14 protein-coding genes are annotated in these 13,253 nt (G+C 55.7%); 8 read left to right on the plus strand and 6 right to left on the minus strand.

Translation table 11 applies throughout. The features are described 5' to 3' along the window. Positions 1-44: 44 nt before the first annotated feature. The gene (locus ACOYXG_RS19940; protein ID WP_456017742.1) at positions 45-527 is read right to left on the minus strand and encodes a very short patch repair endonuclease; all 483 of its coding nucleotides are present in this window, start codon (positions 525-527) and stop codon (positions 45-47) included. 44 nt (positions 528-571) lie between these two features. After that, positions 572-2,008, minus strand: a complete 1,437-nt coding sequence (gene dcm / locus ACOYXG_RS19945) for a DNA (cytosine-5-)-methyltransferase (RefSeq protein ID WP_456017743.1) — start codon at positions 2,006-2,008, stop codon at positions 572-574. A gap of 572 nt (positions 2,009-2,580) precedes the next feature. On the opposite strand from dcm, the gene ACOYXG_RS19950 reads away from it, so the two are divergent. From ACOYXG_RS19950 to ACOYXG_RS19970, 5 genes are all read left to right on the plus strand, one after another. Continuing rightward, the gene (locus tag ACOYXG_RS19950; protein WP_456017744.1) at positions 2,581-3,090 is read left to right on the plus strand and encodes a BRO-N domain-containing protein; all 510 of its coding nucleotides are present in this window, start codon (positions 2,581-2,583) and stop codon (positions 3,088-3,090) included. A 232-nt stretch (positions 3,091-3,322) separates the two neighbouring features. Further along, a complete protein-coding gene (locus tag ACOYXG_RS19955; RefSeq protein WP_456017745.1) occupies positions 3,323-4,516 on the plus strand; it encodes an S-type pyocin domain-containing protein in 1,194 nt (397 codons plus the stop codon). Beyond that, entirely contained in the window at positions 4,513-4,746 is a 234-nt protein-coding gene (locus ACOYXG_RS19960; protein WP_456017746.1) for a DUF7683 domain-containing protein, read from the plus strand. The genes ACOYXG_RS19955 and ACOYXG_RS19960 overlap by 4 nt, the downstream gene beginning before the upstream one ends. A gap of 42 nt (positions 4,747-4,788) precedes the next feature. Beyond that, positions 4,789-5,019: a DUF7683 domain-containing protein gene (locus ACOYXG_RS19965; RefSeq protein ID WP_456017747.1), complete on the plus strand. Its 231-nt coding sequence runs from the start codon at positions 4,789-4,791 to the stop codon at positions 5,017-5,019. Between the two features lie 270 nt (positions 5,020-5,289). Next, a complete protein-coding gene (locus ACOYXG_RS19970) occupies positions 5,290-6,273 on the plus strand; it encodes a hypothetical protein (RefSeq protein WP_460353555.1) in 984 nt (327 codons plus the stop codon). A 9-nt stretch (positions 6,274-6,282) separates the two neighbouring features. Here the strand turns inward: ACOYXG_RS19970 and ACOYXG_RS19975 are convergent, their stop codons facing one another. Further along, complete coding sequence (locus tag ACOYXG_RS19975; RefSeq protein WP_460353557.1) at positions 6,283-7,428, minus strand: hypothetical protein; 1,146 nt, start codon at positions 7,426-7,428, stop codon at positions 6,283-6,285. A 63-nt stretch (positions 7,429-7,491) separates the two neighbouring features. After that, on the minus strand, positions 7,492-8,307 hold the full coding sequence (locus ACOYXG_RS19980; protein WP_460353559.1) for a sulfite exporter TauE/SafE family protein: 816 nt from the start codon (positions 8,305-8,307) through the stop codon (positions 7,492-7,494). Between the two features lie 111 nt (positions 8,308-8,418). Between ACOYXG_RS19980 and ACOYXG_RS19985 the strand changes: the two genes are divergently transcribed. Both ACOYXG_RS19985 and ACOYXG_RS19990 read left to right on the plus strand, forming a co-directional pair. Then, entirely contained in the window at positions 8,419-9,186 is a 768-nt protein-coding gene (locus tag ACOYXG_RS19985; RefSeq protein WP_460353561.1) for an AraC family transcriptional regulator, read from the plus strand. A gap of 93 nt (positions 9,187-9,279) precedes the next feature. After that, entirely contained in the window at positions 9,280-9,588 is a 309-nt protein-coding gene (locus tag ACOYXG_RS19990) for a helix-turn-helix domain-containing protein (protein ID WP_027612618.1), read from the plus strand. A 9-nt stretch (positions 9,589-9,597) separates the two neighbouring features. Here the strand turns inward: ACOYXG_RS19990 and ACOYXG_RS19995 are convergent, their stop codons facing one another. After that, positions 9,598-11,115, minus strand: a complete 1,518-nt coding sequence (locus ACOYXG_RS19995; protein WP_460353564.1) for an amidase family protein — start codon at positions 11,113-11,115, stop codon at positions 9,598-9,600. 112 nt (positions 11,116-11,227) lie between these two features. After that, complete coding sequence (locus ACOYXG_RS20000; protein ID WP_460353567.1) at positions 11,228-12,304, minus strand: MBL fold metallo-hydrolase; 1,077 nt, start codon at positions 12,302-12,304, stop codon at positions 11,228-11,230. Between the two features lie 216 nt (positions 12,305-12,520). Here ACOYXG_RS20000 and ACOYXG_RS20005 point away from each other — a divergent pair, with 216 nt between their 5' ends. Beyond that, positions 12,521-13,129 carry a TetR/AcrR family transcriptional regulator gene (locus ACOYXG_RS20005; protein ID WP_460353569.1) on the plus strand — a complete coding sequence of 203 codons (609 nt, stop codon included), beginning with the start codon at positions 12,521-12,523 and terminating at the stop codon, positions 13,127-13,129. Positions 13,130-13,253: the final 124 nt, after the last annotated feature.

A 13,253-nucleotide genomic window follows, 5' to 3' on the forward strand; every position in this document is an offset into this window, starting at 1 on the left:
CCGATTACTGTGCAAACTTGACTAAAACCGCAAATCAGCACGCGCTAATGTGAGAAATCGCATCGTGAATTCAACATGGTTTCGTCGATCTGGAAATATTTCGATCCATTTTTAAGCCAGCTAGCAATCAGGTCAACAAGCAATGAGGACTTCCCTTTGCTCATTGACCGTACAGCACACTCCCAAACGACAAGAACTCTCCAGCCCATCGCCTTGAGCGCTTCTTCCTGCAGGCTGTCGCGTTTTTGATTTTTCCCGATCTTCTCCAGCCAGAACTCGGGGCGAGTCTGAGGAACCTTAAAATATTTACACGCATGCCCGTGCCAAAAACAGCCATGTACAAGGATGAGCGCGCGATATTTCGGCAACACCAGATCTGGTTTACCGGGAAGGTCTTTGACGTGCAGACGAAAGCGAAAGCCCCGCGCATGCAGGGCCTTGCGGATTAGAATTTCAGGCTTGGTATTTTTACCCTGAATTCCAGCCATCATTCTTGAACGAGTAGCTACATCCACGACATCAGTCATTTCGCATCCATATTGTCGTCAGATCGGCCGAAGCGTCTCTAGCATCAAGTGGGAAGGGCGAACTCCAATTGAGGCTGCCCAGTATCGGCCATTTTCTCTTTCGCTTTCAGGATGCGCTCTTTCATCAACCGGGCTACCGCTTCGAAAACCGGAACGGCAACCGAGTTTCCAAACTGACGATATGCCTGGGTATCGGACACTGGAATCACAAACTTGCTTTCCCCCGGTTTGTCGAAACCCATCAGACGCGAGCACTCATGCGGAGTCAGACGACGCGGACGATTGAGCTGATTCAATTCATTGTTGAAGTCCAGCGTTTCCACAAATCCACGGTCAACCAGGATTTCCGACCCGTCTTTGTGATATCTCGCTGAGAGGGTGCGAGCAATGTCGTTAGGACGGGTCAAACCAAAACCAAATCCGTTGCCCTTCTCACGATGCTTAGCAGCGTAGCGGTAGAGATAATCCCAAAGCTTCGGGGTAAGGATGTATTTTTCGTCCACTTCCCTATCAAGCAGATCACCGAAACTAGGTCGCTGCTTTGGTATGAGCTTGCTGATTTCACTCAGAGTGAATCCCTGGTGAACATTCAGATCACGCCGGAAACCGACCAGAACTATTCGCTCACGATGTTGCGGCACAAAGTGTCTGGCATCGATAACCTTCGGATCTGACCCCTTTGGCGCATTTACATCTGCAACCTCGTAGCCCAATTCATCCAGCGCTTCGCAGATGATCCGGAACGTATTGCCCTTGTCATGGCTTTTGAGGTTTTTCACGTTCTCAAGCAAGAATGCAGCCGGGCGTTTCGCGGCAATAATCCGCGCCACGTCGAAAAACAGAGTGCCTTGGGTCTCGCACTCGAAACCGTGCTTACGCCCCAGGGAGTTCTTCTTGGAAACACCTGCAAGCGAAAACGGCTGGCATGGAAAGCCTGCCAACAGAACATCGTGATCAGGAATTTCACGATCAATATTCTTGTAGGCTTCCTCGTCGCTGATTTCGGGCTTGTCTGAAAGCGTGACCGAGCGGATATCGAGATTGAAGCGATGACGAGCAGGATCGCAGTAGTGGTTCGCCTTGTACGTTTTAACGGCGTACTTGTTCCATTCGGATGTGAACAAGCACTCGCCGCCGATGGCTTCAAACCCTTTTCTGATACCGCCGATACCGGCAAAGAGATCGATAAAGGTGAATGAAGGTTTGTGGTTCAAACGCTTGGGCAGCAGATCCTTGAGGCGGGTGAACTCAATGTGGGAAAGCTTCGGCGAAGCCTTGCCCTTGATCCATCTATTGATGGTTTCACGGCACCAGTGATTCGGGCTCACATCGTTGAGAATTTCGGCCAACTGCCCTTGGTCATAGATTTCCAGCAGTTTGTGCAGCAGCGCCAAGTCAGTTACGGGATGGGTATCAGGCTCGTAAGAAGCCGAGGTTGCTTCGCTCATGGATTCAAAAGACGGTGTTTCAAAAAGATTCATGAGCCCGAAATTCCTCTGGGTCAAAGCTGTGACGAATGGTCACCATTCTAGCCCGCAAAACTTCAAAGTAAATGAAATTTCCTATATTCCGTGAGATGGTCGTGGCGACACGGATATGGGAGCTGCTGGATTCGATGGCGGACAAATACTGGATATAAACACAGCATAATTTACTCTGCGTCTTTGTCCAGGTTTCCTTTCGCCTCAGGATCAGTAGGAAAATTCGCTGGTTGACGACCATCCGTGATGCCCCTACCCTCAGCTACGAGCCTAAGAAACTCTACAAACCAGAGCGGTCCTCCGCACCCGACAGTCATGCGGCTTTTTTTCGTCTGCGGTTTCTCTACGCCTGCGAAAAATCCCGTTATGTCGGGAGTGGGCGAATACAAGACCCGAAAGGGGAATATGTCCGGCCCGTCTCTGGTGGGTTTCTTAGCTCCCGACACCCTAACGAATGCCCTAAGAAAGCAGCCAGAGGTAAATGGAAATGCCTGACTATCCAACCTTCATGATGAAGGTGATTCGCTGTACCCGCCGTTTGAATTCCGTGCTTCCTACTCGGGAGGCACGCCATGTCTGAACCACTTCTCCCGACTCGTTTCACCCGCAACAAAACCCACCTGCATGCCCTTCTGGTCGAGAACCAGGCGTGGTTCTGCGTCCATGAGCTGGGCCGGTTGATGGGCAAACATCTTGATGAGCGCCAGTTGCGCAAACTCGACGCTGATCAGCGGCAGATGATGCGTGTAGAAACCTATGGCGAATCTGAGGACCACATGATGGTGAGTGAGTCCGGCGTGTATGCGCTGCTGATCTATCACTACTGTCCTGAGTATCGGCAGCTTCGTGAGTGGCTGACGCATCAGGTCGTGCCAGCGCTGCGTGATGCTCGTCCGACGCGCTCGGTTGAGCGTCCGACGCTGAGTGTCTTGAGTTGGCCGCAGATGTCGCTGAGTACGCTGCACTGGCAGGACGAGCCGTGGATTCGGTTGCGGGATATGCCTTGTTTGCTGGCGGAGGATCCGTTCAATCGACAGGAGACCTGGTGGCGTAAGGCTTCTCGATTGTTGCGTGGTTGCTGAGGGTTTCAAGATCCGCTGTTTGAGGTTCAAGCCGCGGATTTTTTGTGGCTCAAAATCCTTTTTTTGGAGGGACGACGCCCACCGCCCCATACACTCTGTACTGACACCCAAATCAAACAGCGACAATTCCTAACCTGATCCAAGACCCGTCCTACAGCCTCAAAGCATCACCTTCGTTAACGTCGCCCGGCTTCATTCCGGTGCGACCTATAAATGAACGAAAGGATGATCAGTGGCTGGCAAAAAGGATATTCCCCGGGTCAGGAATCCACCTTCGGGTGACGGGCATCACGTCACCTACCGGTTCATGAACGCGACCGAACTGGCCGAGCGCGAAGCCACGCAGAACGCTTACGAGGCCATGCTGGCCCGGCAGGATGCGTTTGAGCGCAGCCGGCAGGTCGCAGCCAAAAAAAACGACGCGGTCAGGGCCGGATGTGTGTTCGCGAAGTCTTGCAAGCTGCCGGACGCCATCATTGACTACTCGAATCCTTCAGGGATGGTGCCGACCGACAGCCTGAAGGATTATGGCGAGTTCGCACTGCTTGGTGCCCGTGAAGCCGATGACGCTGGGCTGCACAACCTGCAAACCATCAGCGGAGATACTGTCGCACTTGGCCTCGGGCGCCTTGCTCTTCGCAGCCCGGCACTCGCTACGCCAACGGCAGGTCTGGGAGCAGCCATCGGCGCGACCAGTGCCGCACTCATGACCGGCATGGTCGCTTTGCTCTGGACACCCAGTCTGGGTGACAGCGCTCTCTACACCGACGAACAATTACGCGCCCTCAAGCAGGCCCGCACCCGTGTTCGCCTGCGCATTGAGCAGCAATCCGATGGCGCTCTAAAAGGTTATGCCTTCTACACCGGTAAGAACCGGGATTGGGAAATGGTCGAGGTCGTGAAACTTGAGACCCGCGACACCCAGTACGTCGCCAACCTGGGTGAAGGCGTCGAGCTGATCTGGACACCCGCCGTAGACGGCTCGGACATCCTCGGCATTCCGGCTCTGGAAGCCGCCCCGCAGACACCGCATATCTGGGTTTACCCGCCAACGAAAGCGGCGAACGACATCCTTGTGAATCCGGTTTATCCACAGGAATACAAGGATTTCATTCTGGTGTTTCCAGAGAGTTCGGGGGTAAGGCCGGTTTATATTGTGGTGAGTGTTTCTGATCACAAATATCATCCGGCACCCAAAGGATTAAGTGCGTTTCCCGACGCAACACCCGCAAAACAGAAGACCAGGGTCAAAGGACGAGGTACTCGTATGCGCTGGAAAACCAAGGATGGGCTAATTCTGGAATGGGATTATCAACATGGAGCGGTAGAGATGTACGACAAACGCGGTCGGCATCTGGGCGAATTCGATGCTGATACTGGAGAGCAGAACAAACCGGCCGATCCAAAAAGAAGGATAGAACCATGACTCACGTAATTTATGCATTTGATCGATCCACCGAAGCTCTGATTTTCGAAGTGCCTATCTCGGCAGAGGATATCGAGAAGTTGCGAGTCATCATGAAATGGAATGACGCAGAAGACGAACTCTACGGTTACGATCTTGACTCTCAGCAGTTAGCACAACTGGAAATGTTAACTGGAAGATCCTTCTACGATCCTCAATACGATTACCAACTGGCTAGCTATGGTAACTAACGGTCCAAGGCAACCCAGCGATGGTACGAAGACAGCAGATCCATGATTTTTCTAATCGAAGCATTTGATAAAGAAAGCGGTTTTCTGGCATTTGAAGAGGAACTCCCAAGTGGATCTGATCAGTCTATAAAAGCCATCATGGAATGGACGCTGGAACAGGAAGGATGGGAGGGATACGATCTCTCACACGAACAGCTTAGTGCCCTGGAAAAACTCTTGGGAAAGAAAGTTTATAACCCTGCTTATAAATTTCAGCTCAGCTGCAATGTGTAACCGATGGTTCTGACACCGGTGAGCAGAACAAACCGGTCGCATGTTCACCGGATTTGGGGCTGCTTCGCAGCCCAGCGGGAGCAAGCTCCCTCGCCACAGGGGTGATGTGCTGCCTACAGTGGCGGGGTGAGGATTGAAATCTGGTTGATGCCTGGAATCGCCAGCAGGCTGGCTCCCACAGGTTTTGCATCATCCTGAAAACAATCAGTGCAACCCGCCGCGCCTCCCGCTATTAATACCTCTCCCCCACTCAAGGATCCGAGCCCCACCATGAAATTCGATCTCGCCTACTGCCTCAGCCTCGACGACAAGTTGTCGATCTATGACGTTCGCGATCTCAATTTCGATGAGACGGTGGCGTTCGATTCGGCCAAGGAGCATTTCCAGTGCCCCAACGATGCCTGTCGTTTGGCGTTTGATGCTTCAAACGAGCTGGGCACCTTCAACGCCAAGAACGTGAATTACGTGCGCACGCCGCACTTCAAGAACTTGCCCACTACGCAGCATGTGGCGGGTTGTCCGTATGTGAGTTTGAAGGCGTCGGCGTCTGGCGTTGAGACGGCGGATGGCGAAACGGATGACGGACGGGAGGAGCATTTCCCATCAGAGTTGTTGCTGACGCGGCGTGAGTATGTGCGCAAGCCTGCTACGCCTGCGGGGGCGGCGGATGCGTTGCGGGATGATCCGGTGCGGGTGGCGCAGGTGAGTTCCAAGGAGTCGCCGGGGCGTGAGACGGCGCCGGACAAGACCAGTGTGTTTGCGCATCCGGTGGAGTGTTTTGTGTCGAACTTCGCCGACAAGGAGTTGCTTAAGCGCATGCCGTTGAAGATCGGTGAGCACACGGCGCCTTATGGCTCGTTCTTCAAGAAGATCGAGTATCTGACGGACAACAAGGGGCTGATTTACTGGGGCAAGATCAAGGAGATCAAGGATTACACCCAGAGTTTTCGTATCGATTTCGAGCAGAAGGTCTGGTTCAAGCAGGCGGATGAGGCGAAGAAGAAGCCGTATTCGGTGAACGTGTACTTGAGCAAGAAGTTGATCGACAACTACCGCAAGCGCAAGGCGTTTCTGGAAGAGATCAAGCACGCGATCGACAGCGACAAGGAGTTGTTCTGTTTCTTCTATGGCGTGACGCCGGAGTTGAAGCAGGTGCCGAGCAAGAAGAACCCCGAACAGACGTTCGGGGTGTTCAGTGCCAACATCGAGAATCTGGATCACTTCATTGTGCGGGAAGCGCCGGGGTTGGTGTGATGCTCGGGGTCAGCCCTGGGGCAGTTGCAGTTTGACTGCACCGGGATGCTGTTTGACCACTGAGTACGGCAGGATCGTCCATTCGGGCTCATCGCAACCGCGTTGTACACGAGGGAAATACGGCCCGAGATAAATGCCCTTCGCGGTGAAGTACCAATCGGAAACGACCCAGACGTTTTCATCGGTGTAGTCGCAACTGTCCTCGTCACCTACAGCCGGCTTCTTCATTTCGTTGGGATACAGCGAGGTGAATTGCTTTATCAACCATTGCACAAACACGTCACTCTGGCTGCCGTCGCCAGCTTCGGTCGATGAGCCTTCGCGTCCGACTCCAAGCACGTCTTCCAGCTTTATTGCTTCGCCACTATGAGCATTGAGGTTGATCGGAGAGTTGCCGACATCAGGATGCGCGCCGCCGCAGTCGTAACCGGTGTTGATATTCAAGCTGACCACGTCGGGCGACAAGAACGTGGGCGCGACGCTCTGCCATTGCTCGGCGTTTTCTCCACCTTGCAGCATGCAGGCGTGATAACTGATGACTTCAGTCCAGAGCCGTCCGAGCAGGTGGTTATTAATCCGCTGCTGCTCTTCTTTCGTATAGCCGGATTCGACACTGAACAACGATATCTTTGACTCAGGCTCCGTCCACCATTGCAGGTCGTAGCCCATGAAGTTTTCTTTCTTCTCCGGTTTGAGTTTGAGTCCCTGTAAGCGCAAATACTCGTAGGGATCGCTCTTCGGCAAAGTGGCAATAAAGGGCGGCGTAGTTGCGCTCGGCGCAGGAAGTTTGGCTTCGGTCAGTTGCACCGGCAGCTTCTTGCCCTTGGGGTTTTGCCATTCGCCCTGCCAACCATTGTCAGTGGATTTCAACTTCAGGGTTGGCAACGGTTTGTCGTCGCCATAGCGGTTGTTGCCTTCAACGAGATTCAATGTGCTGTCTTGCAGCGAGCCGCTGAGTTCCAGGTCGCGGTGATACTTCTCATAGAAGTAGCGGCCGGTGACTTCGTCCTGCTGCGTGGTGTTGAGCTCCACCACAATCGGCATCTTGCCCAGCGTACCGGTGAACACGCGCCGGCCATCTTCGGCATGGGCGGTGGAAATCAGTGTGAACAGCGCCGCAGCGTATGGCGCCAGGCGCAGCAGTCCCTTGAGCATGGATCGATCCCTGAATGAATGAGGCTGAGAAGTATGCAGAGGATGCGCGCAGGAATCGAGGCTCTACTTGAGCAGCATGCCCAGCATCACGATGATCAGCAGTGCGATGTATACCCACGCATGCACCCGATCCGGTATCCGCCCGATCCACGGCGTGGCCATCCGAATCCCGACCAACGACCCCAGCGTCAGCACCGCAAACGCCAGCAAATCCACATACCCGACAAACCATGCGCCCAGATCCGTCTCGTTGAAACCGGACAGTGCCATGTACGTCAACGTCCCGGCCACTGCCACCGGCACGCTCAGTGGATTGGCCATGGATGTGGCCTGGGACATGCTCAGTCCGCAGCGGCGCAGGAGCGGCACGGTCATGACGCTTCCTCCTACGCCGAGGAACGTGGCAATGGCGCCGATGCCTACACCGCCGGCGGATATTTCCTTGCGATCCAATCGGCGTGGAATGACGCCTTCGTTACGGGCGAGAAAGCCGCGCCTGAGCAGGCAGTCGATGATGGTCACGCCGAGGTAGGCGATGAAGGCGTACCGAATGACCTCGCCGCTGACCCACACCGCGGCGATCGCACCAATGATCGCGCCCAGGGCGATGAAGCCGCCGAGCGGCCAAAGGTAATGGCGGATCAGGTTGCCGGCGCGGCGGTGTTTGTCGGTGGCGATCAGGGCGTTGACGATCATCACGCAGGTCGAGGTGGCGACGGCGATGTGCATGGCCGATTGGCTGATGGGGTCGTCGGCGCCGTGGCTGGCGGTGAGCATGCGGTAGAGCAACGGCACGACGACGAAGCCGCCGCCGAAGCCGAAGAGCACGGCGGTGATGCCGGTCATACAGCCGAAAAGGGTCAACAAGAGATAGAACATGGCGCGTCTTCCGGTGGTGGCGAGCGGTTGACAATAGAGCGACGCGGCTTGGCCTGCTTCAGCAACTCAGCCAATAATGTTTGCGTTTACGCCAACTACCGGAAACGCTCGATGCGCAATGTTTCGATCAATCTGCTGGATCACACACCGCGCCCGGTGGTGGCGATCGGTACGGATTATTCCCACGGCCATCTGTTGCCGTTTCATACGCATCGACGGGCGCAGTTGTTGTACGGCGCGACGGGGGTGATGCAGGTTCGTACTCATGACGGCAATTGGGTGGTGCCGCCGCAACGAGCGGTGTGGATTCCGCCGGGAGTGGCGCATGAGGTGCTGATGCTCGGCGTGAGTACGCGCAGTTTGTACATCGAGCCGGGGGCGGTAGATTTGGGCCAGCTTTGTCAGGTGATCAGCGTTTCACCGTTGATGCGGCACTTGTTGATGGAAGCCGTGGAAGTGCCGCTGACCTATGACCTCGAAGGACGCGACGGCGTATTGATCGACCTACTGCTGCATGAACTGGCGCGCAGCGCGCCCCTGCCCTTGCACATTCCGCTGCCGACTGACGGAAAGCTCCTGGCTTTGTGTCAGACCTTTCTGCATCAACCCAACGCCCATCAGTCGCCGCAACACTGGGCCGAGCAGTTGCACATAAGCTTGCGCACCTTCAACAGACTGTTTCGGCAGCAGACCGGGTTGAGCTTCAGCCAATGGCGGCAACAGGCCTGCGTGGTGCTGGCGCTGGCGCGGCTGGCGGCCGGTGAAGCGGTGACGCGAATCGCCCTGGACTTCGGTTATGAGAGCCCGGCGGCATTCTCGACGATGTTCCGGCGCATCCTCGGACAGGCACCGTCCGTCTGGTTGGAGGCGGCGAACTAGGGCAAATCAAAAAATGCGTTTGATCCCGGCCGAAAACAACTGTACAAAAACACAGTACATTTTCAATCAGCACTCTTGAGCCCGGAGCACACCATGGCCTCTCTTGCGATGAACCACATCCTCGAACGCATTGCCCTTTTCCAGTTCACCCCGACGCACTGCGTCCAGGCCCGAGCGATGCTGGGCTGGAGCGTGGAACAACTGTCGCGCGAGGCGGAGGTTGCGGTGGATGATATCCAGCGGTTTGAAGCGCAGCAGGACGTGGCGGATGCGACGCGGCTGGCGTTGGCTTATCGGTTTGAGGCACAGGGGTTGGTGTTCTTTCCCGGGTTTGCGCCGGGTCGCAAATTGAATCCCCAGGCCATGCAGCAGAACGTTGCAGAGCGTGGGGATTTTGCTTAGGTGGAATGATTACTTGAACGCAGGGTGCCGCAGCTCGGCCGAGGCTTGTTCATAGCTGTAGGCCATGGCGAACAATTGCGGCTCGCTCCATGCTTTGCCGAAAAAGAACACGGACGTGGGTATACCGTTAGCGCGCATGCCCGATGGCAGGGTTACCGCCGGATAACCAGCCACTGCGGCAGAAAATTGCGAGTAACCATCCGCTTCGGCAACCATTGCGTCGAGGTTGTGTTCGCGCAGTTGCTCGTCAATGGCGTCCTTGAAGTTTTTGCTGATGCTCAAGATCAATCCGCTGGCCTGTTCGTGAGTCATGTCCAGCGCATTCATCGCTTCGAGCGTGGCCTGCCCATAGCCCTCCTTGCCGGGATTGAGCTGATTGAAGTCGATCAGGTCCTGCAACGACTGGATCGGCAGACCGGAACGGCTGACAAGATATTCAGGCAATTCGTATTTCATCGCGCCCATCAGACCGGGTACGAAATTATCGATATCAGGTAAACGAACGGTCACTGGCACGAGCGTCGCACCTTGTTTCTCGAGTGTGATCATTGCCTTCTGAAACTCCACTCCGGGAGTCAGGACCACGCCGTCCGTTCCCTCGTAAGCGGCGGGATAACCGATACGCTTGCCTTGCAGGGCATCGTTTGCCAGTAACGCGGTGTAGTCGACTCCTGTCGGGGCGATCGATGTCGCGGAGTCTGTCGCATCCGTGCCTTGCAACACGTTGAACATCAACGCTGCGTCACGGACAGTACGTGTCAAAGTACCAGGGGTATCTTGCAGACGGGTGATTGGCACCACCCCGGTGCGACTGAACAGACCCAAGGTGGGTTTGACGCCGATTACGCCATTGGCCGATGCCGGGCAAGTGATCGAACCGTTGGTTTCCGTGCCCAAGGAGATCGGCGCGAAACCGGCAGCCACGGCAGCGGCCGATCCAGAACTGGAACCGCAGATTTCCTCGCTCAGTGCATGCGGGTTTTTCCCTTGCCCACCACGTCCGCTCCAACCATGGGGCAAACCCATTTCCCGCACATAAGCCCATTCACTCATGTTGGCTTTACCCAGAATAATCGCGCCGGCATCCCGCAGCTGTTTAACCACAAAAGCATCGTTGGCTGCCGGCTGGCCGACCATGGCCAAGGAGCCGGCGCTGGTTTGCAGGCTGTCGGCGGTATCAAAATTGTCTTTGAGCAGTACCGGAATACCATGCAACGGGCCACGCGACTGTCCCTCGTTACGCTCATTATCCAGCTCGGTAGCTATTTCGATGGCTTGTGAATTCAGTTCGACGATGGCGTGGATAGCAGGGCCTTGCTTGTCCAGCTCGGCAATTCGCTGTTGAAAGTGTTCAACCAGTTCAACAGCAGTGAGCTCATTGTCGGCCATCATTTTGCTGAGTTCACTGACGCTGGCGTAATGAAGATCAGTGGCCGAATGGGCACTGGCAGCGACACCTGTCGCTGCCAGTGCGACCAATATGGATTTCGTCAGCGTATTCACGCGACGTTTGAAGAAATGCGTCATGTCTATCGTCCTTGTTTAGGCTAATCACGAGTGATTCATTCACTCGCGACCAAGCCTACCGAGGACATAGGAAAGAGCTGTCAGCCAGCTGGACTACCGACAGTAGGAAAAGTCATCCCGACTTGTAGCCGCTACCAGCAATTGGGGCGTTTTCCGACACATCCTGCTCCATATTCAGCCACCACGTGTGCCCCCGCTGCGGCTGCATCAAATTAAACGCCTCGCCCATTCGCGGCGTGGTAATCGAAACACTACGCTCCCAGGCCAGCGCCAGAATCCGGTCAAACGGTTCATGCCAGGCGTGCATTGCCAGGTCGAAGGTGCCGTTGTGGATCGGAAACAGCCAGCGGCCCTTGAGGTCGAGGTGCGCCTGCAGGGTTTCTTCGGGTTGCATGTGCACGTGTGGCCATTCGACGTTGTAGGCGCCGGTTTCCATCAGGGTCAGATCGAACGGGCCGTATTGTTCGCCGATGCGTTTGAAGCCGTCGAAGTAGCCGCTGTCGCCACTGAAGAAGATTCGCGTGTCGCCGTCGATCATCACCCACGAGGCCCACAGGGTGCTGTTGCTGTCGAACAAGCCGCGTCCGGAGAAGTGCTGCGAGGGAGTGGCAACGAAGCGGATGCCGGCGATTTCGGTGCCCTGCCACCAGTCGTACTGGCGAACTTTACTGGCGTCGATGCCCCATTTGATCAGGGTGTCGCCGACGCCCAGCGGGGTCAGGAAATAGTTGGTTTTAGCCGCCAGTTGCAGTACCGCCTGGTAATCGAGGTGGTCGTAATGGTTGTGCGACAGGATCACCGCTTCGATCGGCGGCAACTGGTCGATGCTGATCGGCGGCTGGTGAAAACGTTTCGGGCCGGCCCATTGCACGGGCGAGGCACGCTCGGCGAAGACCGGGTCAGTGATCCAGAATTTGTCGCGCATTTTCAGCAGCAGGGTCGAGTGGCCGAGGCGGTAAACGCTGTGATTCGGTGCTGCCAGCAGGTCTTCACGGGTCAGCGGTTGCACCGGGATCGCGGCGGCCGGTCGGGTATTGCGCGGCTTGTTGAAGATCATGTTCCACATGATCCGCAGCATCTTGCGCCCACCTTCGCGCTGCACCGGCGCATGGTTACGGAACAGCCCTTGATCCTGGCGAGAGGCTTCAGGCGTCGAAGTTTGATCCGCAGAAAAATCTGGATTGGCCATGACTGAGAGACTCCAGAAAAACCGCGCAATTCACGGTTTTTCACGGTGGGACGATAAATGGCCAAAGCACGCACGCATCAGCCGAACTGTCTGTTTTTTAGGTTGCGCGGATTAACGCAACATTACACTGGGCGGTGTAGTTTCTAGGTTGCATGAAACGTGATGACAAGTAAACTGCCAAGTGTAATTCCACCCCTTTTCTGCCGAAGCGTACTTATGACAGCTCCACAACGCCTCACCGACCGCAAACGCGAAGCCATCATCCAGGCGGCAATTGCCGAATTCCGTGCCAACGGGTTCGAGGTCACCAGCATGGACAAGATCGCGGCCACCGCCGGGGTGTCGAAGCGCACGGTGTACAACCACTTTCCCAGCAAGGAAGAGCTGTTCGCCGAAATTCTCAACCAACTCTGGGCACGGATTACCGACGAGCAAACCGTGTCCTATCGCGCGGATCAGCCGCTGCGCGAGCAACTGCTGCCCATGTTGCTGGCTAAACTGCAGATGATGGCCGATGACAACTTTCTCGGGCTGGCACGGGTGGCGATTGCCGCCACCATCCATTCCCCGGAGCGCGCGCAGGACATGGTGGCGCGCATGGGAGAGCGGGAGGAAGGCCTGACGTTGTGGATTCGCGCTGCGCTGGCGGATGGTCGGCTGAAAACCGTAAACGCAGAATTTGCCGCGCAGCAGGTGCAAGGGCTGTTGAAATCGTTCGGTTTCTGGCCGCAGATTTCCATGGGCCTGCCGCCGCTGGATGCAGACACGCAAAAAGCCGTGGCCGAGTCGGCCATGGAGATGTTTCTGTCCAGATACCAGCTCTAAACCGGCCCTCTCCTGCGCCCCGCCACGATTAAATGGCTCGGAAGGACACTGATTATTCCCGTTGGAATAAATGACAATGTCCGACAATTGACCGACGAACGGTCAACCTGAAAAAACACTTCAA

The organism is Pseudomonas sp. G3-39 (genome assembly GCF_054790485.1).